The organism is Pseudomonas sp. CCC3.1 (genome assembly GCF_034347405.1).
GTDB lineage: Bacteria > Pseudomonadota > Gammaproteobacteria > Pseudomonadales > Pseudomonadaceae > Aquipseudomonas.
In genome coordinates, this window is sequence record NZ_CP133778.1 from 3,425,830 (window position 1) to 3,451,160 (window position 25,331).

The following is a 25,331-nucleotide window of genomic DNA, read 5'->3' on the forward strand; positions in this document are numbered from 1 at the left end:
GGGGGACCCATTCCGATAATAAATTTCATTTTTTTTCGGGAACTTCTTTCTGGTTTCTCAATCGCGCTGCGTCTAATAACTATTCCCATTAACAAGAACGAAATTTCTTACGGAGCCTAGGCACGCAATGCTACGACCAAACTTGAACCGAACCCCTCTTTCGATCGCTACCCAGCGTCAGACTGTTCGCCGCACCCTGTTATCCAGCGCCCTTGTGGCATCGGTTTTACTGGGTTCATCCATGGTTCTGGCTGCTCCGGTGGCGTTGAATATTCCGGCTCAGTCGCTGGCCAGTGCGCTGAATGAATTTGGCAAACAAGCCAATCTGCAAATTCTCTACAGCCCGGATCAGGTTCAAGGCATCAAGTCGCATTCGGTCTCCGGCTCGCTGGAGCCCGTCAAGGCGCTCGAAGCCCTGCTGCAAGGCAGCGGCGTGTCGTATCAGCTCAACGGCGACACGGTGATTATCAACGCGCATCAGGGCAAAGGCCTGGAGTTGGGCGCCACCACGATTTCCGGCCAGAGCCTGGGCAACACGCTGGTGACCGAAGACTCCGGTTCCTACACCACCGGCGCCACGGCCAGCTCGACCAAACTGCCGCTGTCGATTCGCGAAACGCCGCAAACCGTGACAGTAATCACCCGCCAGTTGATGGACGATCAGGCCGCTCAGAGCATTGGCGATGTGCTGCGTAACGCACCGGGGATTTCCACCCAGGCCTACGACAGTGACCGCATGGAGTACTCGGCGCGTGGCTACGCCATCACCAACTTCCAGTACGACGGGGTCAACAGCAAATACGATGGCGTTTTCGATGAAGGCGCGACCAAGGTCGACATGGCCTTGTATGACCGCGTCGACATCGTCAAAGGCGCTACCGGTCTGCTGTCCGGCTCGGGGGAACCTTCGGCAACGGTCAACCTGATCCGCAAGAAACCGACCCGCGAATTCAAGGCATCGATCACCGGCAGCGTCGGCTCATGGGACAACTACCGCACCGAAGGCGATATTTCCGGCCCGCTTAATGACGATGGCAGCGTGCGCGGGCGCTTGGTGGGGGTGTATCAGGACGCCGACTCGTACCTGGATCACTACTCGAAAAAGAACGATGTGTTCTACGGCATCATCGAGGCCGATCTGACCCCGGACACCCTGCTGACTTTCGGCATGGACTACCAGAAGATCAAGCCGCGCGGCTCGTCCTGGACCGGCAACCCGTACTACGTCTCGGACTACAGCAAGACCGACTTCAGCCGTTCGTTCAACCCGGCCACTGACTGGAGCCGTCGCGATGTCACCGCACAAACGGTCTTCGCCTCCCTTGAACACCGTTTTGCCAACGACTGGAAAGTCAAAGGCACGCTGAATCAGCAAACCAACGACCACGACACCCAACTGGGCTCGGCCAGTGGCGGCAACCCGGACCCGGTCACCGGTGAAGGCATGTTTTTCTACTGGGGCAAGTGGGAAGGTCACCGCGTACAAAACACCGCAGACATCAACGCCTCCGGCCCGTTCACCCTGTTCGGCCGCGAGCATGAGCTGGTCGTAGGTGCCACGTCGCAGTCCTCACGACAAACCGGCGCCACCTTCGACGCCACTGAGTTTGGCCTAGTGCCTGGCAGCATCTTTGACTGGAACGGCAAATACCCGCAGCCCAACTTCCCGAAAAACGGCAAGTACGAAGAGAACACCAACCAGAACAGTGCTTACATCGCTGCGCGCTTCAAGCCGGTTGATGACCTGGCGGTGATCCTCGGCAGCCGCGTCAGCGACTTCCAGTACAACGACACCTACAAGTACTACGTGCAGTCATCGACGTTCAGTGACAACAAAACCAGCTCCAAGCAGCACGGCAAGGTCACGCCGTACGCCGGTGTGGTGTATGACCTGAATGACACCTACTCGACCTACGCCAGCTACACCTCGATCTATAAACCTGTCACCGAGAAAAGCCGTTCTGGCAACGCGCTAGCCCCCACAGAAGGCAACAGCTACGAACTCGGCCTGAAAGGCGAATACTTCGGCGGCCGCTTGAATGCCAGCGTGGCGGTGTTCCGCACCGAACAGAAAAAGCTGCCGATCTATGCCGGTATCGATGGCGCGGGCAATACCTACTACGAGTCGGTTGACGGTGCCAAGACCAAAGGCATCGAGTTTGAACTGGCGGGTGAGTTGATGCCGGACTGGAACGTCATGGCCGGTTACACCTATGCCCAGACCAAAACCAATGATGGCGAACGTCTGTATGGCTACCCGCTGGAGACCACCAAGCCGGAAAACGTGGCACGGGTGTTCACCACTTACCGCCTGCCGGGCGTGCTTGACAAAGTTACCGTGGGCGGCGGCGTGAACTGGCAGAGCCCGTTCTACGGCAAGATCTACAACGACTCGAAGGGTGACTACGACATCATCGAACAGGACAGCTACGCGCTGGTTAACCTGATGACCCGCTACCAGTACAACGAACACCTGACGTTCAACCTCAACGCCAACAACGTGTTCGACAAAAAATACCTGTCGGGCCTGGGCAACTTCAGCACCGTTTACTACGGCGAACCCCGCAGCCTGACGCTGACCACCAAGTACACGTTCTGACCTTCTCCTGTAGGAGCGAGCTTGCCTCGCGATCTTTTAAAAGATCAAAAGATCGCGAGGCAAGCTCGCTCCTACAGTCAGTCTGCCCCTGTGCTTTTCGTGTAATCCCCTTACACTGACCGCCCCTGACTCACTGGCGCGATCATGGACCTCGACCTGGCCCGTACCTTCCTCGAAATCGTTCGCTGCGGCAGCCTTGCGGCAGCCGCCGAAAAACTCCACATCACCCAGACCGCCGTCACTGCCAGGGTGCAAAAGCTTGAAAGCCTGCTCGGGACAGGCCTGTTTGTGCGTAATCGCGCCGGGGCCAAATTGACCCCCGACGGCGAAGCCTTCGTGGTCTATGCCAACCAATTGCTGCAAACCTGGGAAGCCGCCCGTCGCGATGTGCCGCGCCCCGAGGGCCTGCACAAAATGCTTCACATCGGCGGTGAAGTCAGCCTGTGTAACCCACTGATCCTGAGTTGGGCCAAAGCCCTGCGCCAACACCTCACCACGCACGCCTTGCGGATCCAGATTCGTGACGGCGAGCATTTGTTGCGCCAGATCGAAATGGGTTTGATGGATGCCGCGCTGGTGTATCAACCGGCGTATTGGCCGGGGATGCAAGTGGAGCAGTTGCTCGAAGAAAAACTGATCCAGATTCGCCGCCCCGCCCTGCCCGATCCTTATGTGTACGTGGACTGGGGCGAAGACTTCCGCCGCCAGCATGACGCGGCCCTGCCCGACAAGGCCCGAGCGCCCATCAGCTTCAACCTGGGGCCCGTGGCGTTGCATTACATTCTGGAAAACGGCGGCAGCGGCTACTTCCGCACCCGAGTGGTCAAAAGTTACCTGGACAGCGGCGTACTCGAACGCGTGCCCAAAGCCCCCGAATTCAACTACCCGACCTATCTGGTGTATTCACGCGAGCGCGACAGTGCGGCTTTGCAGCACGCCATCGAACTGCTGCGCGAACGGGTTAAAGAAGACGGCGACTGGTCGCAGCGCTGGGGCCCGGAAATTTAACATGTGTGCAGGGATGAAAGCTTTCAGCTTTAAGGCCAATCCCTTAGTCTGCGAACGCTTGATAACAAGAACTCCACAGGTGGCCCATGACCGATCTCACGCGTGCCAGCGACAGCTGGTTGACCTCAGCTTCCCATCAACAGTGGTTGCACGATCAAGGCCAGGCACTGGTGGATTTCGCCAAAGCGGCCCGTCTTCCGTTCGGTTTTGCCAGCCTCGACCGCTTTGGCAAACGCCCGAACGATGCACAGACAGACACTGTCACCACCGCCCGCATGGTTCACAGCTTCGCCCTCGCCCATATTCAGGGCCTGCCAGGCTGTGCACCGCTGATTGATCACGGTATCGCGGCCTTGACCGGCGCGTTACGCGATGCCACCCATGGCGGCTGGTTCGCCACCCCGAATGCGCAAGACGGCAATCGACGCAAAGCCGCCTACCTGCATGCCTTTGTCGCCTTGGCCGCCAGCTCTGCCGTGGTTGCCGGGCGCCAGGGCGCTGCCGAGTTACTGGCCGAAGCAGTGGGGGTTCTTGAGCGGCATTTCTGGTCAGAAGACGAAGGGGCATTGCTGGAAAGCTTTGCTGAAGACTGGAGCGACTGCGAAGCGTATCGCGGCGCCAACAGCAATATGCATGGCACCGAAACCTTTCTGGTACTGGCCGATGTGCTCGACGAGGACCTGTGGCTCGACCGTGCGCTGCGTATCGCTGAACGGGTGATTCATCAACACGCGGCGCAGTCCGATCATTTGCCCATTGAACACTTCGATGCGCAGTGGCAGCCGCTGCCCGACTACAACCGCGACAATCCGGCAGACCCTTTTCGGCCTTTCGGCAAAACCCCAGGCCATGCATTCGAATGGGCTCGCCTGTTGTTGCACCTTGAGGCCGCCCGCAAACAGCGCGGCATGCCGAGCCCTGACTGGCTGCTGGAAGATGCCCGGCAACTGTTCCACAGCGCTTGTCGCCATGGCTGGAACGTCGATGGTGAGGCAGGCATTGTCTACACCCTGGACTGGAACCATCAGCCGGTGGTGCGTGAGCGCTTGCACTGGACCCTGGCCGAAGCGGCTGCGGCGGCCGCAGCGTTGGTGCAACGCACCGCCGAGCCTGAATATGACGAGTGGTATCAGCGTTTCTGGGACTACATCGACCTGCACCTGATAGACCGTCAGAACGGCAGTTGGCACCACGAACTGGGGCCGGACAACTTGCCCTCAGAAAACATCTGGCCCGGCAAGCCGGATCTTTACCATGCTTACCAGGCCACATTATTACCGCGCTTGCCGCTGGCGATCAGCCTGGCCAGCGCGCTCAAACTGCGCCGCTGAAGGCAGGCGCACAAAACCTCGTAGCAGTTGCCGAGCCTGCGAGGCTACGTCCGATTGCGCAGCGATCGTAAACGCTAAGTGCAAGATTGAACTGACAAACCGCGGTGTTTGATCTTACGACTGCAACGCAGCCGGACGTAGCCTCGCAGGCTCGGCAACTGCTACGGAATCGATTTAGCGAGCATCACCAGTCGTATTTAACCTCCAGCGCCGCCGTGCGCTGTTGGCCGTAGTAGCAGCCAAAGCTGTAGTTACACGACGACACGTACTCGCGGTCAAACAGGTTTTGCACGTTCAGGCGGGTGCTGACGCCTTTGAAACTGGGGTCGAGCGCCGCCAGGTCATAACTCAGTGTGGCGTCGTAAATCACAAATGACGGGGTTTTGAAGGTGTTGGCCGAGTCGCCATTGTTTTTACCGGTGTAGCGCGCCCCTCCCCCCAGGGTCAGACCATGCAGTACCGCCCCGCTGAAGTGGTAGTCGGTCCAGAGGCTGGCCGCCCACGGCGCTTGCGCCTCGCTACGGTTGCCTTTAGTGCTGTAATTGGACTTGCTGTAAAAGGCGTCCAGATACGACAGCGAAGCGATCAGGTCGATATGGCTCAAGCTGCTCTTGGCTTCCAGCTCAACCCCGCGCGAACTTATCTCAGCGTCCTGGACCTGATATTCCGGGTTCTGCAAGTCGCCGGTCAGCACGTTTTGTTGCTTGATATCGAACACCGACGCCGTGAGCAAGGTGCTGTCATTGGGCTGGTACTTGACCCCCACCTCATATTGCTTGCCGGTCACCGGCACGAACGCCTTGGAGCCACGCTCCGGAGCCGTTGTGCCCACAGACGGCAAGAACGATTCGGTGTAGCTGATGTACGGCGCCAAGCCGAACGAGGTGACATAGGTCAGGCCCACGCGCCCAGTGAATTTGTTGTCGTTTTGCGACACCCGCGAGTTGGCCAGCAAGTCATTGTTTTCAACCTTGGCCCAATCCTGGCGACCGCCAATGGTCAGGATGAAGTTGTCCAACTTGATCTGATCCTGCACATACAGGCCGGTTTGCTTGACCAGGTTGTCCCATTTCGTGGTCAGGGTCGGCACGCCCGTGGTGCGGTAGTTCGTCGGGTTGTACAGGTCGATGACTTCGCTGCCATACAGGTTGTAGCCCTGGTATTTACGGGTGAAATGCCGGTAGTCGAGCCCCACCAGCAAGGTGTGCTGCAACGCCCCGGTGGCGAAGTCGCTTTGCAGGTGGTTATCGAAGGTGTACGAACTGTTTTGCTGACGCCAGTCGAGCTTGGTCCGGCTGGCATGGGTGTCTGCGACCCCGTCTACAGTGACAAAGCGATTGAGGTAAAAACCCTTGTAGCGATCATTGACGTCGATGTAGCTCAGGCTTTGGCGGTAGGTCATGACGTCATTGAAGGCATGCGAAAACTGATAGCCGAGCACGTATTGGTCGCGTTTGTAGTCGTTCCATTTCGAGTCACCCAAGAACGCATCGCGATCAATCTTGTTGCCCTGGGCGTTGCGGTACAGGCTGCCCACGGCGGGCAGTGCCTGATAATCGGCCAGGCCATCATCGCGCTGCAATTGCGCGTAAACCGTCAGCTCAGTGCTGTCATCGGGGGTCCAGCGCACGCTTGGCGCCAGCAGCTTGCGTGAATCTTCGGTGTAATCCACTTGCTCGCTGCCAGTGTTGCCGACACCCAGCAGCCGGTAGCTCAGGGTTTTGGCTTCATCCAGCGGCCCGGTGAAATCAAACGCGAGGTTGTAGCGATCAAAACTGCCGGTGCCGACCTTGATTTGATGCTTGACCTCGGTGCTGGGGCGCTTGGACACCAGGTTGATCATGCCGCCAGGCTGGTTTTGCCCGTACAGCACTGAAGACGGCCCTTTGAGCACTTCGATGCGTTCCAGGGTGTACGGGTCGATTTGCGGCGCGCCGCCCAGACTGCCCGCCGAGGGCAAGTAGGCGCCATCGAGATAGAGCAAGGTCGGGGCAAATCCGCGGCTGGTGATCTCGTCAGCAATGGTGTTGCGATCAGTAAAGCCATTGGTGCTCAGGCCCGGCGTGTAACGCAATGCCTGGGTCAGGTCACGGGCGCCCTGCACCTGTACCTGGTCCGCCGTGACCACGTTGATGGTCTGCGGGACCTCCAGGATCGGCGTATCGGTCTTGGTCGCAGTGGCCGAGCGGGTGGCCACAAAGCCGTCCACCGGACCACGGCCGTCCTCCGCCTGCCGCGCCGAAACCGTGGTCGCACCCAAATTCAATGCGCCCGTTTCAACCAGCGGGTAAACACTCAATGCGCCGTTGTCAGTCACGCTCAAGCCCAGGCCACTGCCTGCCAACGCACGTTCAGCGGCCTGCTGCGGGGTGAACATGCCGTGCACCGGTGCCGAGGTTTTGCCTTGCAGCAATGCTGGAGAAATCGACAGTGTCAGGTTGCTGTCACGGGCAATCCGACTCAGGGTTACCCCCATCGGGGCGGCTGGCAAATCGTAGGCACGAACGGCGCCTTGTTGGTGGGTCACAGACTCGGCCAGCGCACTCAACGGGTGGCCAGCAATGCTCAGGGTAATGGTCAGTGCCAGCAGGCACGGTCTTAGCGGGACGTACGGCATGGGGGGTCCTTTCTCGTTGTAGTGTTGGCAGTTGTAACCTTGACCAACGAGCAGGATTTTTCCCCTCACACTGTGTGTAAATAATTCTTATTGGCTGGTTTTTTAACGGCGAACATCAATCACCGTCAGCCACGGCCCATAGCGCGTGACCTTGATCGGCAGGGTTTGCGCCAGTGCACTCAAGGTGTGCGCGGTGTTATCCAGCGGGAACACCCCAAACACCCGAACCCGCTCCGCTTCGGGGCTGATGCGCAACATGCCGGACTGATAAGGGCGTAGCGCATCGACCAAGGCCGACAGCGGCTCATCGTGCAACTCGACCCGCCCTTCGAGCCAATCGGCCTGACTGCGTGAAGTCGGGGTTTGCGGGTCAATCTGATGGGCGGTGAACGAGACGGCCTGACCGGTTTCAATCCGCCGTTGCAAACCGCCCACAGTATCGAGTTGAACGCTGTGCTGTTGCACGCTGGCCAGGCTTTCGTCTGCCCCTTGGCGGACCATAAAGCGCGTACCCAAGGCTTTGACCTGGCCTTGCGCGGTGGCGACTACAAACGGGCGCTTGGCATCGGCGGCGACATCGACCTGCAGTTCGCCTTCGCGCAGCCGCACGCGGCGCTGCCCGGCGCTGAACTCGATATCGACCGCGCTGCGGGCGTTCAGGGTCAGGCGACTGCCATCCGCCAATTCAAGGGTTTTGCGTTCACCGGTGCCCGTGTGTTGATCGGCCATCAACCCCGCCAGCGGCGTGACCCGATCAACCACACCCGCAGCGCCCAACCCGAGCAGCAACAGCAATACGCCGCCTTGCAGGGCTTTTTTGCGTGAAGGCGAGGTTGTTTGCAGCAGCGCTTTACGAGCGGCTTGCAACTGCCCAGGGCTGCGCCGGTCAACCGACTGCACATCGGTCAGCGGATTTTTCAGCAGCCCGGCAACACGCTGCCAGGCGGCCATGTGTTCCGGGTTTTCGGCCAGCCAGGCTTTAAACACCTGACGTTCCGAGGGGCACGCCTGGCCGGATTCGAGGCGCAGTATCCAGTCAATGGCTGCACGGGTGATGGGATCGACCTTGGTTTTGCTCATAAGGACTCCGCCGTTTGAGACAAGCAATGAACAAAGGCGCGGCGCAAATCTCGTTCCACCGTGGCCAGCGAGACACCTAATTGGTCGGCGATGGCTTGTTGCGGCATGCCATCGAGACGATTCAGCAAAAAGGCCCGTTTTACCCGCTGTGGCAGGCCTTCGAGCACGCGGTCAATGGCTTCGATGGCTTCGCGCACCAGGATAATGTCTTCAGCGGAGGGCGCGTAGCCTTGCGGCAGATCAGCCAGTTGCTCCAGGTACGATTGTTCCAGTTTGCGTCGGCGCCACAGCGAACACAGCAAGCGTCGGGCGACGGTGCTGAGGTAGGCGCGGGGCTCCTGGATACGGTGCAACTGTTGCGCGTCGAAGGCGCGTAAGAATGTGTCTTGAGTCAGATCGGCCGCATCCTGCGGGCAACGCACCTGCCGCGACAGCCAGCCGCGCAGCCACGTGTGGTTGTCGTGATACAGGCTTGCCAGCAGGGCTTTGGGATCCAGAGGAGATGACACGATAGATAACCAGACTCAAATAGCAATAAGTCGCATTATCGGCAGATCGGGAGGAATTGCAATGGTGATGTTAAGAACCAGTATCCTCAAAAAAAACTAAGGACTCGTAGCCGTTGCCGAGCCTGCGAGGCTACGTCCGATTGCGAAGCAGTCGTAAAACCAAACACTGTGGTGTGTCAGTTCAACCTTGCACTTGGCGTTTGCGATCGCTTCGCAATCGGACGTAGCCTCGCAGGCTCGGCAACTGCTACGGAATCGGCTTTTGATCTTTAGCGTCCGCCCCCCAAATCGAGGAAGGTGCCGGTGGCATAAGACGCCTTGTCCGACAGCAGCCAGATAATGGCTTCGGCAACTTCTTCCGGGCGACCGCCTCGGCCCATGGGAATAATCGGCTCAAGTTTGCTGACGCGCCCCGGATCGCCGCTCAGGGCGTGGAAGTCAGTGAAAATGTAGCCCGGTCGCACGGCGTTGACTCGAATGCCCTCGCCTGCCAGTTCTTTGGACAAGCCCAGGGTGAAGGTGTCGAGCGCGCCTTTGGAGGCGGCGTAGTCAACGTATTCACCCGGTGAACCCAAGCGCGCAGCAACCGATGAAACGTTGACGATGTTGCCACCCTGCCCGCCGTAACGCGGCGACATGCGCAGCACCGCGTGTTTCGCACACAGGATGGGGCCCAGGACATTGGTTTTGAGGGTGTGCACAATACGGCTTTGCGACATTTCGTCGACCCGGGACTTTTGCCCCACGGTGCCCGCGTTGTTGACCAGCGCCGTGACACGCCCCAACTCCAGGTCAACCCTGGCGAACAGGCTGATAACTTCGTCCTCGTTGCTCACGTCAGCCTGCACGGACATCGCTTGTACGCCAAGGGCGCGGACTTCTCGCAGCACTTCGTCGGCCGATACGTCGTCAGACTGGTAGTTGATGCAAATCCGGTAGCCCTGTTGCGCGGCCAATAGCGCCGTAGCCGCTCCGATGCCGCGCCCACCACCGGTGATCACGATGACTTTATCCATAAATACGTGCTCCCACTCACAACGGTGTCAATGTGATCGCCAGAGTAACCGCGATGGGAGGAGTTTGTCAGGCCGGTGTCGGTTTACCTGAAACAGGCTGTTCAGCCCGATGAATGTCTACCATAAATTGCTCGGCCGGTAATGGCTGCCCCAGCAGAAAGCCTTGCAAGGAATCACAGCCCAAGGTGGTCAAGAAACTTTGCTGGGTGTCGGTCTCCACGCCTTCGGCCACGATCCGCAACCCCAGCGCCTGACCCAACGCCACAATCGCCGAGACAATCGCGGCATCATCGCTGTCATGCTCCAGATCGCGCACGAATCCACGGTCAATTTTCAGTTCATTGGCCGGCAGCCGCTTGAGGTACATCAGGCTTGAGTAGCCCGTGCCAAAGTCATCAATGGACAGGTCAACGCCCATCTGCGACAGCTTTTGCAGCACGGTCATGCTCGCGTCAGCATCGCTCATGGCCGTGGTTTCAGTGATTTCCAGGGTCAGACTGTTGGCCGGTAACTGATGACGTTCCAGCGCCGAGAGAACACTGTCGACCAGCCCGGAATAGCAAAACTGCAAGGCCGACAAGTTGACCGCGATGCGCCAGTGGCTGTAGCCCTCATCAAACCAGACGCGCATTTGTCGGCACGCTTCGTTGAGCACCCATTCACCGATCGGGATGATCAGCCCGGTCTTTTCCGCCAGTTCGATAAAGGTTTCCGGCAGCAATAAACCTTGCTGCGGATGCTCCCAGCGCAACAAGGCTTCGGCGCCTACCGGCTTGCCATTGCTGGCGTCGAATTTGGGCTGATAGTGCAACCGGAACTGGTTGTGCTCCAGTGCCTGACGCAGGTCTTGCAGCAACTGCAGTTGTTTGCGGGCGTTGGTGTTCATCGAGACGTCGAAGAAGCTGTAGCTGTTTTTACCGCTGCCCTTGGCGTGGTACATCGCCGCGTCCGCATTCATCAGCAGTTCTTCAGCGGTCTGGCCATTGCCGGGGTACAACGCAATGCCGACGCTCGCAGAGATCTGTAGATCATGCTCCGCCACCCTAAAGCCCTTCGACAGCAGGCTGACCTGACGCGCGGCAACCTGTGGCGCATCGTCTGGTTCGGTCAAGCGCACCAGCAGCACAAATTCATCGCCACCAATGCGCGCCAGGGTGTCCTGGCTGCGCAATTGTTCGCGCAAACGCAGGGCCACTTCGCGCAGCAACAGATCACCCAAATGGTGGCCAAAGGCATCGTTGACCGGCTTGAAGCCGTCCAGGTCAATAAACATCAACGAGAAACAACCCCCCTGCTCCGTGACTTTGCCCATGGCCTGTTCGATCCGATCAGCCAACAGAATGCGATTCGGCAACCCGGTCAAGGTGTCATGCAGGGCCAGTTGGGTGAGTTCTTCGTTGGCCAGGGTCAGTGAGTCCGCCAGCGCCGCCGTGCGGGCGTCCAGCCGCGCATCGAAAATCGAGGTCAGCAGGGCAATCACCAACACCGCCAGACTGGACACCAGCACCAGGTTGTCGAGACCTTTGCCGCTCAACCCCGTTGCAATCGCGCCGCAGTAACTGCCGATCGGGAAGCTCGCCGCCGCCATGCCGGTGTAGTGCATGCCGACAATTGCCAGGCCCATGATGACCGAGGCCCCGCCCCGCGCCAGACGCACATAAGGGGTTTGCTTGCGCAAGCGAAACGCTATCGACAGCGCAGCCGCTGAAGCCCCGACGGCGATCACCAGCGACAGGCCAAACAGGGTCGGGTCGTAATCAATGCCCGGCTGCATGCGCAGGGCGGCCATGCCGCTGTAGTGCATGGCACTGATCCCGGCGCCCATGATTAAAGCGCCGAACAGCAATTGCAGCGCAGGCAAGCTCGGCTGGCTGACCAGCCACAAGGCAAACCCGCACGACAAAATCGCCACCAGCAACGACCACAGCGTAAGCCCCACGTCGTAGCCCAGTTCTAGCGGCAACTCCAGCGCCAGCATCCCGATAAAGTGCATGGACCAGACGCCAAAGCCCATGGCCAAGGCCCCACCTGCCATCCACAGGTAGGCCGTGCGACCGCGCGAAGTAGCGATTCGTCCAGTGAGGTCAAGGGCGGTATACGACGCCAGAATCGCGACGCAAAGGGAAATAAACACCAGCGCGGGAGAGTACGTTGCAGCAACCATGGGCCTTCTCTTGAGCGAATCCGAACAGCGTCCATGCCCGGTAGAAAATGCGCGATTGTACTGCTTCCTCAGGCGAACGCACGCTAATGCGAATACCTGTCATCAATCAGGCCGTCTGAGCTCGAACATCAAGTCTGATTTTCTCGATATAGCGCACCACTGCAGGCGATTTCTCAAATCGACGATAGATCAAAGACAGCCAGGACGTAGCCTCACTGCCTTCAATTGTCCGATACAGCACATTCGGCAGGCAGATATGCCCTACCACTGACGCCGGAACGACTGCCACGCCCTGACTCAAGGAGACCAGCGCAATCACCGCCACCAACCCACCCGGCTGCGCGCCCAGTTTCGGCGCATAACCGCCCTGTGCCGCGACCTGCAAAGTGCCGCTGATTTGCTCGGGCAGAATGAACGTTTCGTGCTGTAAATGCTCAGCATTGATGCGCTTGAGGCGCGTTAGCCAGCTATCGGCTGCCAGCGCCAGGACAAACCCTTCACCCTTCAGACGAATGGTTTCCAGTTCGGGGGGCAGCGCCATCGGGCAACGCACGTAGCCGAGGTCGAAACGCCCTTCGGTAACCTGTGCTGGCAAGCTGGCCATCGGCGCTTCACGCACGCTGAGGCTGACCTGCGGCGAGTCGTGCGAATAGGCCTGTACCTGGCGTTGCAACACGCCGGAATACACCGCCGAGGCCACGTAGCCTAATTCGATATGCCCGGTTTCCCCGCGCCCGGCACGTTGCGCATGGTGCTGTGCCCGCTCGAACTGACGCACTGTCGCATCGGCCTCGGGCAGCAGCGCCTGACCGGCCTCGGTCAGGCTGACCTGACGCTGTTCGCGCACAAACAGGCGCACCCCAAGGGCGTTTTCAAGGTCCTGAATTTGTCGACTCAAGGTGGGCGGCGCAATGCCCAGCACTTCGGCCGCACGGGTGAAATTGCAGTGCTGTGCAACCGCCAGAAAGTAGCGAAAGTGACGTATATCCATAGCAGCGTTAGCTCAAAGGTAATGAAGTTCGGGCAGTCAGCTAACGCACCTCGGCCTGCGCAGCGATACCCTGTCAGCACCGCCACACTAGAGAGCCCCGAACATGCCCGTCAACCTGATTACTTACAAAGTAATAGCCTTTTCTAACCCAGGGTTGCGCCCATGAAAACAGTCAGCCCGCGCCTGACCCTGCTCACTGCCAGCGGGGTGTGTTCACTGATCGTGCTCGACACCAACATCGTCGCGGTCACCCTGCCCACCATCGCCCGCGATCTGGGGGCCAATTTTGTCGACATCGAATGGGTCGTCAGCGCCTACATGCTGGCGTTTGCCGCCCTGCTGCTGCCCGCCGGGAGCATTGCCGACCGCATCGGGCGCAAAACCACGCTGATCTGGGGCCTGTGCATTTTCATGCTCGCCTCACTCGGCTGCGGCGCCGCACCCAACAGCCTGCTGCTGGAAATCGCCCGCGCCGTCAAAGGGGTCGGCGCGGCCTTGTTGCTGACCTCTGCACTGGCCTCCATCGGGCATGCCTTTCATGACGAAGTCGAGCGCGCCAAAGCCTGGGCTTTTTGGGGCGCCTGCATGGGCGTGGCCATGACCGCCGCGCCGACCTTGGGCGGGCTGATCACCGAATACCTGGGCTGGCGCTGGATTTTCTACCTCAACCTGCCGATCGGTTTAGGGCTGCTGGCGCTGGTCCGGCATGCCATCAGCGAGTCCCGCGACCCGCAAGCGGCGCGGCTCGACCCGTGGGGCAGCCTGGCCTTCAGCGCCAGCTTGCTGTGCCTGATCTGGGGGTTGATCGAAGCCAACCGCATTGGCTGGGACAACCCGCTGACCTACGCTCGCTTATGCGGCGGCGCGTTGCTGCTGGCGCTGTTTGTGTGGGTTGAATCTGTGCAGCAACGGCCGATGATCGACCTGCAACTGTTTCGCCATCCGCGCTTCATCGGTGCCCTGCTGGGTATGTTTGCCTATGCCGGTTGCGCCCAGGTGATGATGACGCTGCTGCCGTTTTACCTGCAAAACGGCTTGGGTTTCAGCGCCATTATGTCGGGGTTGGGCATGCTGCCCTTTGCCCTGACCATGCTGATCTGCCCGCGCATCGGCGCACGCCTGGCGTCACGGTTCAGCCCGGCGAGCATGATGGCCGCAGGCTTGACCCTGGTCGGTTGCGGCAACGTGCTCAGCGCCTGGGCGGTCGGCCATGGCGGCTACCTGAGCTTTGCCTTGGCCACGGCAGTGACGGGCGCGGGCGCCGGGTTACTGAATGGCGACACGCAAAAAAACATCATGGCGTGCGTGCCGCGAGATCGCGTGGGTATGGCTTCCGGCATGAGCACCACCATGCGCTTTAGCGCCATCGTGCTGGCCATCGGCGTATACGGCGCGCTGCTGGGCGGCCACACCGAGCAACATCTGCACGCCAGCCTTGCGCAAGAAGCCGATCAATGGCTGGGGCAAAGCCACTTTATTGCCTCGCGCGTGGTGGCCGGGGATATGCAGGGGGCGCTCAGTCAGTTGCCGCTGGCGGTGCAAACCCAAGTCCAGCCGCTGGCGACTCGGGCATTTATGGCGGGTTTCAGTAGCCTGCTGTGGGTGGCCGGGGTATTGGCCTTGCTGGGTGCGCTGTTGGTAGGAACGCTGATGCGCAAACCGATTCCGCGGTTCACTTAGGCGTTGCGCACGGCCAAGGGTAGGAACGAGCTTGTCTCGCGATCTTTTAAACGATCAATAGATCGCGAGACAAGCTCGCTCCTACAGTTGGAATAGCGGCTGTCAGTTCAGCTCAAACAACCCTGCCGCGCCCATGCCGCCGCCTATGCACATGGCAACCACGACAAACCGTGCGCCCCAGCGCCGACCTTCCAGCAGGCTATGGCCCACCATCCGCGCACCCGACATGCCAAACGGGTGACCAATGGAAATGGCCCCGCCATTCACGTTCAGACGGTCATTGGGGATTTCCAGGAAATCGCGGCAGTACAGCACTTGGCAGGCAAACGCTTCGTTGATTTCCCACAGGTCAATGTCGGACACGGTCAGGCCAAAACGCTTGAGCAATTTAGGAATCGCAAACACTGGCCCGATGCCCATTTCATCCGGCGCACAGCCGCTCACGGCAATCCCGCGATACACGCCCAAGGCCTCGATCCCACGCTCTTTGGCTTGCGCACGGCTCATCAGCAAGACCGCCGAGGCGCCGTCAGAAAACTGCGAAGCGTTACCCGCAGTGATGAACTCGCCCTGCTGCACCCACTTGCCGTCTTTCCACACCGGTTTAAGTGCAGCCAGATCTTCAAGGGTGGTGGACGGACGATTGCACTCGTCACGATCGGCTATCACGTCCTGGTGACCGCTCGGCTGGCCTTCTTTGTCGAACAGCAGTTTGCGTGCGGCCAAGGGCACGATTTCGTCGCTGAACAAACCGCCAGCTTGCGCCGCCGCCGTGCGTTGCTGGCTTTGCAGCGAATACTGGTCCTGAGCTTCGCGACTAATACCATAGCGACGCGAGACGATTTCCGCCGTTTCGAGCATCGGGATGTAGGCGGTCGGCATGCACTCCAGCACGGCTTCGGACTGGGCTCGATAGGTGTTTTTGTATTTATTCTGGGTCAGCGACAACGACTCGACACCGCCCGCCACTGCAATCGACATTTCGCCGGTCAGGATGCTTTTGGCGGCCAGGCCGATGCTCATCAGGCCCGACGCGCACATGCGGTCAATGGCCATGCCCGGCACCGTGTCGGGCAGACCACCGGTGTAAGCACACAAACGACCGAGGTTGTAGCTCTGAGTGCCCTGCTGTGCTGCGGCACCCATGATCACGTCTTCGACCGAACCCGGCTCGATGCCAGCGCGCTCCACCACGGCCCGCACTACATGCCCACCCAACACGGGGGCTTCGGTGTCGTTAAACGAACCCCGGAAGGATTTGCTCAGCGCGGTCCGGGCTGTGGAGACAATCACAACATCATTCAAATTCATGTTCCGGCTCACTTGTGAAGAGGGTTGAAGGTGTAGCGGCTGATGGTGTCCACCACGCAGCCCGGGCGGTCGCTGCCCTCGATTTCGACGCTGATCCGCACCACCGCTTGCAGGGCTTCGCCGAGTGCTTCTACGCGCAGGATTTCGCCATGCCCACGTACCCGCGAGCCGACTTTTACCGCTGCCGGAAAACGCACGCGATCAGTGCCGTAGTTGATGCCCATGGCCAAGTTGGCGAACTGCATCAGTTGCGGCATAAACAGGTTGGCCAACGACAAGGTCAGGTAGCCGTGGGCGATACAGGCGCCAAACGGGCCTGTGGCGGCACGCACCGGGTCGACATGAATCCACTGATGGTCGCCGGTCGCTTCGGCAAACAGGTTGATGCGCTCCTGGGTAATCTCCAGCCAATCGGTACGGCCCAGGTCCTGGCCTTGCGCGGCCAGTAGCTGTTCGGCGCTGCTAAATAGCGTGCTCATGGGTTGTCCTCACGCCTGTTGCGAGCTGACGGGCAGCACTTCGCCGACCATGTACGAGGCGTAGTCGCTGGCCAGAAACACCATGACGTTGGCCACCTCCCAGACTTCGGCGGCGCGGCCAAAGGCTTCGCGGCTGGCCAGTTGTTCGAGCAATTGGCTGCTGGAGGCCTTTTTGAGAAAGTCGTGCAAGGCAATCGACGGCGCCACGGCGTTGATCCGCACCCCGCTTTCAGCGGCTTCCAGCGCGCTGCAACGGGTCAGGGCCATGACCCCGGCCTTGGCGGCGGCGTAATGTGCCTGTTCTTTCTGGGCGCGCCAGCCGAGTACCGAGGCATTGTTGACGATGGCCCCGGCGCCACGCCGTTCCATGTGCGGGAGCATGGCGCGGGTCATGCGCATGGTGCCGGTCAGGGTGATGTCGAGCACCGACGACCATTGCTGGTCGCTCATTTCAGTGAGGCGAACCTGACCACCAAGACCGGCGTTGTTGATCAACACGTCGACCCCGCCCAAAGCATCTTCGGCTGCGGCGACCAGCGCTTGTACGTCTGCTTCGACAGTCACGTTGCACAGTTGCCCGTAGACCGCTTGCAGGCCGGTTTCGGCCTTGAGGCGTTCGACGGCTTCTTCGAGGCGACGCGGGTGGATGTCGGAAATCATCAAGGCACGGCAGCCTTCTTCGGCGCAGCGTTTGGCGGCGGCATAACCGATGCCTGCCCCCGCGGCGGCGGTGATCAAAATCGACTTGCCGGCCAGTAACTGGTGGCCGGGGACGTAAGGAGGCGCTTGTCTCATGGTTGAATTCTCTTGTTAAAACAGACCCAAAACCTGTAGGAGCGAGCTTGCCTCGCGATCTTTTAAACAATCGAATGATCGCGAGGCAAGCTCGCTCCTACAGGGTGTCAGCTACCCCACACCCGTTGCGGCGTGGGCGCTTCGGACACTAGTTGGCGCATGGCCTCGCCCACTTCTTCAGGCTGCCATTGCGCGCCTTTGTCGCGGGTGACACCGGTGCGCCAGCCATCGCCCAGCGACAGTCGCCCACCCTGGCTTTCGATGATTTGCCCGGTCACGTCGCGCGACAGGCTGCTGCCCAGCCACACCACCAGCGGCGCAACGTTTTCCGGCGCCCAGGCATCAAATCCGCCGTCTTCAGGCTTTTTCACCATATCCGGCATCGCGCTTTCGGTCATTGAGGTACGCGCCGCCGGGGCCAGTGCATTGGCGGTCACGCCATAACGCGCCAGTTCGGCGGCTTGTACCAAGGTCAACGCGGCAATCGCGCCTTTGGCCGCGCTGTAGTTGGACTGCCCCACCGAACCTTGCAAGCCCGCGCCGGAGCTGGTGTTGATGATGCGCGCATCCACCGGTTGCCCGGCCTTGGCCTGATCGCGCCAGCGCTTGCCCAGGAGGTTGGCCAGACAAAAATGCCCCTTGAGATGCACGCGCACCACCGCATCCCAGTCTTCTTCGCTCAGGCTGATAAACATCCGGTCGCGCAAGATGCCTGCATTGTTGACCACCACGTGCACCTCGCCAAACGCCGCCAATGCGGCATCGACGATGTGCTGGGCAGTGGCCGTCGTCGTGATGTCGTCATCGTTGGCGATGGCCTGGCCGCCCGCGTCGCGGATTTCTGCTACCACCGCTTCGGCCGCTTCACGGCGAATATCGTTGACCAGCACATTCGCGCCTTGCGCCGCGAATGCCAGCGCGTAGGCCCGGCCTAAGCCGCCGCCCGCGCCCGTAATGATGACGGTACGTCCTTCACAAATTGCCATGTCAGTGCTCCTGTCAGAGGCGCTCGATAATCGTCACGTTGGCCTGCCCGCCGCCTTCGCACATGGTTTGCAGGCCATAACGGCCGCCGCTGCGTTCAAGCTGGTTGAGCAAGCCGGTCATCAGCCGTGCACCACTGGCGCCCAGCGGATGGCCAAGGGCAATCGCCCCGCCGTTGGCGTTGGTCTTGGCCGGGTCGTAATCCAGCTCTTTGGCCCAGGCCATGACCACCGAGGCAAAGGCTTCGTTGATCTCGACCAGGTCGATGTCGTTGATGCTCATGCCGGCTTTTTTCAGCGCAGCACGGGTGGCGGCAATCGGTGCAGTGAGGTGCCAGATAGGGTCATCGCCCAGCACCGAAAGGTGATGGATACGCGCACGCGGCGTCAGGTTGTAGCGCTTGAGTGCCGTCTCGGAGACCACCAGCAGCGCCGCCGAGGCATCGCAGGTCGAGCTGGAAACCGCTGCCGTGATCGACGGATATTCGGCAAACACCGGCTCCAGCTCAGCCATTTTGGCCAAGGTGGTATGACGCGGGGTTTCGTCGTCCCAGACGCCTTCGCAGGGCACGATCTCGTTCACAAAACGCTGTCCGGCAATCGCCTCCAGCGCCCGACGATGGCTTTCCAGCGCATAGGCTTCCATGTGCTGGCGAGTGATTTGCCAGTGATCGGCAATCCGTTGCGCAGCGTAAAACTGGTTGACCGGCTGCGTGCCAAAACGCGCCTGCCAGCCTTTACTGCCGGAAAACGGGTCGCTGAAACCCAGCGGCTGCCCGGCCAGCATGGCGGACGAAATCGGGATCTGAGTCATGGTTTGCACGCCGCCGACCGCGATCACGTCCTGGGTGCCGCTCATCACCGCCTGCGCGGCAAAGTGCAGCGCCTGTTGCGACGAGCCGCACTGACGATCAATGGTGGTGCCGGGCACGTTGAGCGGCAAACCGGCCGCCAGCCAACTGGTGCGGGCAATGTCCCCGGCTTGCGAGCCGATGGTATCGACACAGCCAAAAATCACGTCGTCGTATTCATCCGCCGGGATTGGGTTGCGCTCCACCAGCGCCTTGAGCACATGAGCCCCCAGATCAATCGCATGAACATGGGCCAGGCCGCCCTTGCGCTTGCCGGTGGGGCTGCGCAGGGCGTCAACAATATAGGCTTGGGGCATTTATCAATCCTCGAACGTATGGCCGGGGCCTAAAGGCGTCGTGCCACTGAGTACATGCTCGGCCACGCGGGTTTTGTGCAAGGCGCGATCACCCCAGGCGTTGTCCAGCGCCCAGGCCCGTTTCATGAACATTTGCAGGTCGACTTCCCAGGTGTAACCCATGGCGCCGTGCACCTGAATGCCGTGCCGGGCCGCCAGCCAGCTGGCTTCGCAGCAGGCCAGACGCGCCTGTGAAACCCAGACCCCGGCATTCGGTTCGTTATGGGCCAAGGCGTAGGCGGCGCGGTACAGCACTGGTTTGGCGAATTCGAGCTGGGTGGCGACATCGGCCAGGTGATGCTTGACCGCCTGAAAGCTGCCAATCGGCTTGCCAAACTGTTTGCGCTGGGCGGCGTAGTCCACCGACAGATCCAGCATGCGCTGCGCCAGTCCGAGCAATTGCCCAGCCACCGACAAGGCGCCCCGATTGAGGGTGTGCGCCCACACGTCGCGGCCTGATTGCCCCTCTGCAACCAGAGTGGCCGCGCTCGGCAGCCAACTGACGGTCGCCAAGCGCCGCGAGGCATCAATGCTGCTGTGTGCGTGCACGTCGACCTGGCTGCGCGGCACGGCGTGCACTTCATCGCCGTGGGCCAACAACAGCCAGTCGGCGTGGGCGGCATCTGCCACCCACGGATTAACCGGGTGGCCAATGGCAATCCGCAAACTGCCATCGGCAATGCCTTCGAGCCATTGCGCACGCTGCGCCACGCTGTCCGGCAAAACGGCAATCAACGCGCAGGCCACATAGGCGGTGTCGGCCAATGAGTCGGGGATCGCGTAGTAACCCAGTTCCTGGGTCATCAGCGCCCACGCCACATCGTCCATGCCCAGCCCGCCAAAGGCTTCAGGCACGGACAATGCCGTCAGGCCTTGTTCGGCAATTTTGTTGCGCAAGTCCGGCGAGCGGCCGACATCGGTTTCCCAAATTTCACGGAGCATTTCCGGCGCGGCTTCGGTCATCAAAAAACGGCTGATGGCCTCGCGGAATGTCTGCTGGTCATCGGTAAAGGTAAAGTCCATACCCGGCCTCACTTCGGCAGTCCGAGCATGCGCTCGGCAATGATGTTGCGCTGAATCTCGTTGGTCCCGGCGTAGATCGGCCCGGCCTGGGCAAACAGGAAGCCTTCTAGCCAGCTGTAGCCCTCCACCGATTTGCCGGTCAATTCGCCACTGGCACCCAGAATGCGCATGGCGATTTCGTGCATGCGCAGGTCCAGTTCCGACCAGATGATTTTGTTGGTGCTCGATTCGGCGCCGATCTGCGCGCCACGGCTCAAGCGACCCACCGTGTGGTAGGCCGACAAGGCGTAGGCTTGCGCGTCCGACCAGGCTTTGCACACAGCATCGCCCAAGGTTGGGTCGCGGTCGGCGCTGGCGCGGTTGGCCTGATACAACTCGACCAGCTTGCGCGCGGTGTACTGAAAGCGTGCCGGTGAACGCAACAGCAAGCCGCGCTCAAAACCGGCAGTGGCCATTGCCACGTGCCAGCCCTGCCCTTCATCGCCGATGCGATTTTCCAGCGGGACACGCACGTCATCGAAGAACACTTCAGCGAAGGCATTCTTGCCATTCAGTGCCTTGATCGGGCGTACCGTCACCCCCGGCGCGTCGAGCGGCACCATCACGAATGACAGGCCGTGATGACGGCTCGACCCCGGATCGCTGCGGAACAACCCGAACAGCCAGTCGGCATAGATCGCCCGGCTCGACCAGGTTTTCTGGCCATTGAGCACGTAGCTGTCGCCATCGCGCGTCGCCTTGCTGGTGATCGCCGCCATGTCGGACCCGGCATTGGGCTCCGACCAGCCCTGCGCCCACATGTCGAGACTGGCGGCCATGCGTGGCAAGAAACGCTTCTTCTGCGCCTCGGTGCCGAACTCCATCAGGGTGGGGCCAAGCAGTAACTGGCCGTTCTGATTGATCCGCATCGGCGCGCCGGCGCCGTAATACTCTTCTTCGAAAATCAACCACTCGATCAGGTCACAGCCGCGCCCGCCGAGTTCGGTCGGCCACATCACCATCGACAGGCGGCTTTCGAACAATTTTGCTTCCCACTGGCGGTGCTGCTCAAAGCCTTCGCGGGTGTCGTAACTGGCCAGAGGGGTAGACGGTTGATTAGCCGCCAGCCATTGCCGGACTTCCTGGCGAAAGGCTTTTTGTTGCGGGGAGTAAGTCAGTTCCATCGTCAGTGCCTCAGAACTTGGCGTCGCGTTTTTCAACGAATGCGCGCCGGGTTTGCGCAGAGTCGGCAGCGTTGTAGGCCTGCAACGTCAAGCCCTGCTCCCAGCGGTATTTGTCTTCCAGGTTGCCGTCTTCGATGCCGTTGAGCGCTTCTTTGGCGATGCGGATCATGACCGGGCTTTTGCTGGCAATTTTGTGGGCGATTTGCAGCGCGGTTTCACGCAGTTGCTCGCGCGGCACGACGCGCTCGATAAAGCCGTATTGCTGGGCTTCATGTGCACTGATCTTGTCGCCGGTAAAAAACAGGTAACGGACCTTTTGCACCGGGAACAGACGCTGCAAATGCGCACCGCCGCCCATGGCCCCGCGATCCACTTCGGGCAAGGCGAAGGATGCACAGTCAGACGCGACGACAATATCGGCGGCGCCAGTGATGCCGATTCCGCCACCCAGAACAAAGCCGTGCACGGCCACAATCACCGGTACCGGGCTGCGGTGTATGGCCTTGAAGGTTGCGTAATTGCCCTCGTTGACCTTGACGATACGTTCGGGGTAGGCATCGAGTTCCTTGATGTCGACCCCGGCGCAGAAACCACGGCCTTCGGCGCGGATCACGATGACCCGAACTTCGGGGTTCTGGCCCAGCGCGTCGAGGGCATGGGCCAGATCGAGCCATTCCTGGCTGTTAAGCGCGTTGACCGGCGGACGGTCGATTACCAGCTCAGCGACACCGGCGTCGATAGTGGAGTGGAATGCGGTAGGGATTACGCTGCTCACAGGTGCTCCTGGGTTGGCAAAGGCTTGCGAGCAGTATGGGAAGCGGTCGTCGGTGGCTCATCGTCCGTTGAGACTAAAAACCCCGAGGCAAACCCTGAAAGCGCGATGATCGAGCGCGCCGAAGGCACAGACGCAAACCCCTTGCTCACACCGCCAAACGGACTAGTCCGGCTCAAGGATTGCACCCGCCTGGCGGCCTTTCATGCTGGCTCCTTGGGTTTAAATTGACGACGAGGAACCTTATGGAGCTTGCCCTGACTGACGAGCAGCGAATGATTGTGCAGTCTGCCGAGCGCTTTCTGGCCCAGGCTGGCAGCTCCAGTGCCGTGCGCCAGGCGATGGCCAGCGAACCCGGACATGACCCCGGCACCTGGGCGCGTATTGCCCGCGAGCTGTACTGGCCAGCGCTGGCCATTCCCGAGGCCTACGGCGGGCTCGGTCTGGGCTTTGTCGAGGTGTGTCTGCTGCAGGAACAACTGGGACGCTGCCTGCTGCCCTCGCCGTTCTATGCCACCGGTTGCCTGGCCACGCCAGCGCTGCTGCTAAGCCGAAATCAGGCGCTCAAGGAACAGTGGCTGCCGTTGATTGCGGCAGGCGAGATCAGCGCCAGTCTGGCCTACACCAGCACCCAGCACTGGGATGACAGCGGGGTGCACGTGTATGCACAGCGTTGCGCGGGCGGTTATCGCCTCAACGGCCACTATTTGTATGTGATCGACGGCGCCGCGTGCGATCTGTTGATCATTGCCACCCGCACACCCGGCAGCATCGGTGAAGCCGGCATTCGCCTGTTCGCCCTGCCCGCCGACACCCCGGGCGTGCAGCGTCAGTACCAACCGGGCATGGACCAGACCCGGCGCCTGGCGACCATCACCCTGAATGACGTGATAGTGACCGACGAGCAATTGCTCAGTGAGCCGGGCCTTGGCTGGCCGATGCTGCGCGACGTGCTGAACGTCGCCTGTATTGGCCTGGCAGCAGAACAGACCGGCGGCGCCCAGCACGTGCTGGACCTGACACTGGGCTATATCAAGGGTCGAGAGCAGTTCGGACGCAGCATCGCCAGTTTCCAGGCGATCAAGCATCGCTGTGCCGACCTGATGCTGGCCGTTGAATGTGCCCGTTCGGCCAGTTACTACGCGGCCTGTATTGCCGATGAATGCCTGAGCATCGACGGCAATCCGAGTGTTCAGCGCCAATTGGCCGAGACCGCAGCGACCGCAAAGATTCATGCCAGCGAAGGTTTTTTTCGTTGCGCCAGCGAGTCGATCCAGTTGCACGGTGGCGTCGGTTTCACCTGGGAATACGACCCGCACCTGTACTTCAAGCGTGCACGGGCCAGCGAACAATTGCTGGGTAGCCCCGCGTTTCATCGTGAGCAACTGGCGAAACAGATTTTCGGAGAACGGTCATGAACATTGGCTTTAGCGCAGCAGATGAACAATTTCGCCTGTACGTTGCCGAGTGGATGCAGCGCCACCTCGCAGGCGAGTTTGCGGTGTTGCGTTTTCGCGGCGGCCCCGGCGATGAAGACTTTGCCCCCGCCTTGCGCAAAGCCTGGGAACAGGAACTGGCCAAAGGCAGTTGGGTGGGCGCGGGCTGGGCCAAGGAACACGGCGGTCGGGGGCTGAGCATCACTCAGCAGGTGATCTTTTTTGAAGAGTACGCCCGCGCTGGCGGGCCTGGCCGCATGGGCCATATCGGTGAGGGGTTGGTGGGCCCGACCTTGGCTGCGTTTGGCACGCCAGAGCAACAGCAGCGGTTTTTGCCTGCGATTCTGGCGGGGCAGCACTTTTGGTGTCAGGGGTATTCTGAACCGAGTGCCGGGTCGGACCTGGCCAACATCAAAACTCGCGCCAGCTTCGATCAAAGCAGTGGCCAGTGGTTGATCAGCGGGCAGAAGGTCTGGACCTCCCTGGCCCATGAGTCGGACTGGTGCTTTGTGCTGGCACGCACCGAACCGGGCAGTGTCGGCCATCGTGGTTTGTCGTTCTTGCTGGTGCCCATGGACCAGCCGGGCATCCGCGTGCAGCCGATCCGGCAGTTGACCGGTACCTGTGAATTCAACGAAGTGTTTTTCGATCAGGCACACACCTCGGCTGACAACGTGATTGGCCAGCCGGGTGATGGCTGGAAAATCGCCATGGCCTTGCTCGGCTTTGAGCGTGGGGTATCGACCCTGGGCCAACAGATGCAGTTTCAGAACGAACTGGACGAAGTCGTGCGCATCGCCAAGGGTAATGGCGCGGCACACGATCCGGTGTTGCGCCAACGCATAGCACACGCCTGGAGCGGTCTGCGGGTGCTGCGTTACAACTCGTTGCGCATGTTGTCGGGCGCACAGGATGGCAACCTGCGGCCAGAAGCGACGATCTACAAACTGGCGTGGTCGACCTGGCATGTGGAACTGGGCAAATTGGCAATGGACGTGCTGGGGCCGCAAGCGGAATTGCTGGAGAGCGGGCCGTATCAACTGACACGGTTGCAGGCACTGTTTCTGTTTACCCGGGCCGACACGCTTTACGGCGGCAGCAACGAGATCCAGCGCAACATCATTGCCGAACGGGCGCTGGGGATGCCGCGCGAGCCTCGGTAAGCAA

At 60.6% G+C, this 25,331-nt stretch carries 20 protein-coding genes; 6 read left to right on the top strand and 14 right to left on the bottom strand.

From position 1 onward, the window contains the following. The first annotated feature begins 127 nt into the window (after positions 1-127). From RHM56_RS15095 to RHM56_RS15105, 3 genes are all read left to right on the top strand, one after another. A complete protein-coding gene (locus RHM56_RS15095) occupies positions 128-2,599 on the top strand; it encodes a TonB-dependent siderophore receptor (RefSeq protein ID WP_322233427.1) in 2,472 nt (823 codons plus the stop codon). 144 nt (positions 2,600-2,743) lie between these two features. Further along, the gene (locus RHM56_RS15100) at positions 2,744-3,607 is read left to right on the top strand and encodes a LysR family transcriptional regulator (RefSeq protein WP_322233429.1); all 864 of its coding nucleotides are present in this window, start codon (positions 2,744-2,746) and stop codon (positions 3,605-3,607) included. A gap of 86 nt (positions 3,608-3,693) precedes the next feature. After that, positions 3,694-4,938, top strand: coding sequence for an AGE family epimerase/isomerase (locus tag RHM56_RS15105; protein WP_322233431.1), 1,245 nt, complete (start codon positions 3,694-3,696; stop codon positions 4,936-4,938). Positions 4,939-5,122: 184 nt separating this feature from the next. On the opposite strand, the gene RHM56_RS15110 is transcribed toward RHM56_RS15105, so the two are convergent. The 6 genes from RHM56_RS15110 to RHM56_RS15135 form a co-directional block, all read right to left on the bottom strand. Next, positions 5,123-7,555: a TonB-dependent siderophore receptor gene (locus tag RHM56_RS15110; RefSeq protein WP_322233433.1), complete on the bottom strand. Its 2,433-nt coding sequence runs from the start codon at positions 7,553-7,555 to the stop codon at positions 5,123-5,125. A 102-nt stretch (positions 7,556-7,657) separates the two neighbouring features. Beyond that, entirely contained in the window at positions 7,658-8,635 is a 978-nt protein-coding gene (locus tag RHM56_RS15115; protein WP_322233435.1) for a FecR family protein, read from the bottom strand. Further along, positions 8,632-9,132 carry a sigma-70 family RNA polymerase sigma factor gene (locus RHM56_RS15120; RefSeq protein WP_416194917.1) on the bottom strand — a complete coding sequence of 167 codons (501 nt, stop codon included), beginning with the start codon at positions 9,130-9,132 and terminating at the stop codon, positions 8,632-8,634. Before RHM56_RS15120 ends, RHM56_RS15115 begins: the two co-directional genes overlap by 4 nt. 281 nt (positions 9,133-9,413) lie before the next feature. Further along, positions 9,414-10,160 (bottom strand): SDR family oxidoreductase, encoded by a 747-nt coding sequence (locus RHM56_RS15125; RefSeq protein ID WP_322233439.1) that lies wholly within the window; start codon positions 10,158-10,160, stop codon positions 9,414-9,416. 67 nt (positions 10,161-10,227) lie between these two features. After that, complete coding sequence (locus RHM56_RS15130; protein WP_322233441.1) at positions 10,228-12,324, bottom strand: putative bifunctional diguanylate cyclase/phosphodiesterase; 2,097 nt, start codon at positions 12,322-12,324, stop codon at positions 10,228-10,230. A gap of 106 nt (positions 12,325-12,430) precedes the next feature. Further along, positions 12,431-13,315, bottom strand: a complete 885-nt coding sequence (locus tag RHM56_RS15135) for a LysR family transcriptional regulator (RefSeq protein WP_322233442.1) — start codon at positions 13,313-13,315, stop codon at positions 12,431-12,433. A 162-nt stretch (positions 13,316-13,477) separates the two neighbouring features. Here RHM56_RS15135 and RHM56_RS15140 point away from each other — a divergent pair, with 162 nt between their 5' ends. After that, on the top strand, positions 13,478-14,995 hold the full coding sequence (locus RHM56_RS15140; RefSeq protein ID WP_322233445.1) for an MFS transporter: 1,518 nt from the start codon (positions 13,478-13,480) through the stop codon (positions 14,993-14,995). 102 nt (positions 14,996-15,097) lie between these two features. Here the strand turns inward: RHM56_RS15140 and RHM56_RS15145 are convergent, their stop codons facing one another. From RHM56_RS15145 to RHM56_RS15180, 8 genes are all read right to left on the bottom strand, one after another. Then, positions 15,098-16,306: an acetyl-CoA C-acyltransferase gene (locus RHM56_RS15145; protein WP_322233447.1), complete on the bottom strand. Its 1,209-nt coding sequence runs from the start codon at positions 16,304-16,306 to the stop codon at positions 15,098-15,100. An 8-nt stretch (positions 16,307-16,314) separates the two neighbouring features. Further along, entirely contained in the window at positions 16,315-16,785 is a 471-nt protein-coding gene (locus RHM56_RS15150; protein ID WP_322233449.1) for a MaoC family dehydratase, read from the bottom strand. Positions 16,786-16,794: 9 nt separating this feature from the next. Further along, positions 16,795-17,580, bottom strand: a complete 786-nt coding sequence (locus RHM56_RS15155; protein ID WP_322233451.1) for an SDR family oxidoreductase — start codon at positions 17,578-17,580, stop codon at positions 16,795-16,797. A 107-nt stretch (positions 17,581-17,687) separates the two neighbouring features. Next, positions 17,688-18,566 carry an SDR family oxidoreductase gene (locus RHM56_RS15160; protein WP_322233452.1) on the bottom strand — a complete coding sequence of 293 codons (879 nt, stop codon included), beginning with the start codon at positions 18,564-18,566 and terminating at the stop codon, positions 17,688-17,690. A gap of 13 nt (positions 18,567-18,579) precedes the next feature. Further along, complete coding sequence (locus RHM56_RS15165; RefSeq protein WP_322233454.1) at positions 18,580-19,731, bottom strand: acetyl-CoA C-acetyltransferase; 1,152 nt, start codon at positions 19,729-19,731, stop codon at positions 18,580-18,582. A gap of 3 nt (positions 19,732-19,734) precedes the next feature. Beyond that, positions 19,735-20,793, bottom strand: a complete 1,059-nt coding sequence (locus tag RHM56_RS15170; protein WP_322233456.1) for an acyl-CoA dehydrogenase family protein — start codon at positions 20,791-20,793, stop codon at positions 19,735-19,737. Between the two features lie 8 nt (positions 20,794-20,801). After that, a complete protein-coding gene (locus tag RHM56_RS15175) occupies positions 20,802-21,956 on the bottom strand; it encodes an acyl-CoA dehydrogenase family protein (protein WP_322233458.1) in 1,155 nt (384 codons plus the stop codon). Positions 21,957-21,966: 10 nt separating this feature from the next. Then, positions 21,967-22,719 (bottom strand): enoyl-CoA hydratase family protein, encoded by a 753-nt coding sequence (locus tag RHM56_RS15180; RefSeq protein ID WP_322241787.1) that lies wholly within the window; start codon positions 22,717-22,719, stop codon positions 21,967-21,969. Positions 22,720-22,973: 254 nt separating this feature from the next. Here RHM56_RS15180 and RHM56_RS15185 point away from each other — a divergent pair, with 254 nt between their 5' ends. Then, positions 22,974-24,146, top strand: a complete 1,173-nt coding sequence (locus tag RHM56_RS15185; RefSeq protein ID WP_322233460.1) for an acyl-CoA dehydrogenase family protein — start codon at positions 22,974-22,976, stop codon at positions 24,144-24,146. Continuing rightward, positions 24,143-25,327 carry an acyl-CoA dehydrogenase family protein gene (locus RHM56_RS15190; RefSeq protein WP_322233462.1) on the top strand — a complete coding sequence of 395 codons (1,185 nt, stop codon included), beginning with the start codon at positions 24,143-24,145 and terminating at the stop codon, positions 25,325-25,327. Before RHM56_RS15185 ends, RHM56_RS15190 begins: the two co-directional genes overlap by 4 nt. Positions 25,328-25,331 lie beyond the last annotated feature (4 nt).

Bases quoted from the DNA above. Each gene is read 5' to 3' on its own strand.
- RHM56_RS15105 (WP_322233431.1), top strand. From the start codon at position 3,694: ATGACCGATCTCACGCGTGCCAGCGACAGCTGGTTGACCTCAGCTTCC.
- RHM56_RS15160 (WP_322233452.1), bottom strand. From the start codon at position 18,566: ATGGCAATTTGTGAAGGACGTACCGTCATCATTACGGGCGCGGGCGGC.
- RHM56_RS15115 (WP_322233435.1), bottom strand. From the start codon at position 8,635: ATGAGCAAAACCAAGGTCGATCCCATCACCCGTGCAGCCATTGACTGG.
- RHM56_RS15155 (WP_322233451.1), bottom strand. From the start codon at position 17,580: ATGAGACAAGCGCCTCCTTACGTCCCCGGCCACCAGTTACTGGCCGGC.
- RHM56_RS15110 (WP_322233433.1), bottom strand. From the start codon at position 7,555: ATGCCGTACGTCCCGCTAAGACCGTGCCTGCTGGCACTGACCATTACC.
- RHM56_RS15175 (WP_322233458.1), bottom strand. From the start codon at position 21,956: ATGGAACTGACTTACTCCCCGCAACAAAAAGCCTTTCGCCAGGAAGTC.
- RHM56_RS15190 (WP_322233462.1), top strand. From the start codon at position 24,143: ATGAACATTGGCTTTAGCGCAGCAGATGAACAATTTCGCCTGTACGTT.
- RHM56_RS15125 (WP_322233439.1), bottom strand. From the start codon at position 10,160: ATGGATAAAGTCATCGTGATCACCGGTGGTGGGCGCGGCATCGGAGCG.
- RHM56_RS15145 (WP_322233447.1), bottom strand. From the start codon at position 16,306: ATGAATTTGAATGATGTTGTGATTGTCTCCACAGCCCGGACCGCGCTG.
- RHM56_RS15140 (WP_322233445.1), top strand. From the start codon at position 13,478: ATGAAAACAGTCAGCCCGCGCCTGACCCTGCTCACTGCCAGCGGGGTG.
- RHM56_RS15095 (WP_322233427.1), top strand. From the start codon at position 128: ATGCTACGACCAAACTTGAACCGAACCCCTCTTTCGATCGCTACCCAG.
- RHM56_RS15100 (WP_322233429.1), top strand. From the start codon at position 2,744: ATGGACCTCGACCTGGCCCGTACCTTCCTCGAAATCGTTCGCTGCGGC.
- RHM56_RS15165 (WP_322233454.1), bottom strand. From the start codon at position 19,731: ATGCCCCAAGCCTATATTGTTGACGCCCTGCGCAGCCCCACCGGCAAG.
- RHM56_RS15130 (WP_322233441.1), bottom strand. From the start codon at position 12,324: ATGGTTGCTGCAACGTACTCTCCCGCGCTGGTGTTTATTTCCCTTTGC.
- RHM56_RS15185 (WP_322233460.1), top strand. From the start codon at position 22,974: ATGGAGCTTGCCCTGACTGACGAGCAGCGAATGATTGTGCAGTCTGCC.
- RHM56_RS15135 (WP_322233442.1), bottom strand. From the start codon at position 13,315: ATGGATATACGTCACTTTCGCTACTTTCTGGCGGTTGCACAGCACTGC.
- RHM56_RS15170 (WP_322233456.1), bottom strand. From the start codon at position 20,793: ATGGACTTTACCTTTACCGATGACCAGCAGACATTCCGCGAGGCCATC.
- RHM56_RS15150 (WP_322233449.1), bottom strand. From the start codon at position 16,785: ATGAGCACGCTATTTAGCAGCGCCGAACAGCTACTGGCCGCGCAAGGC.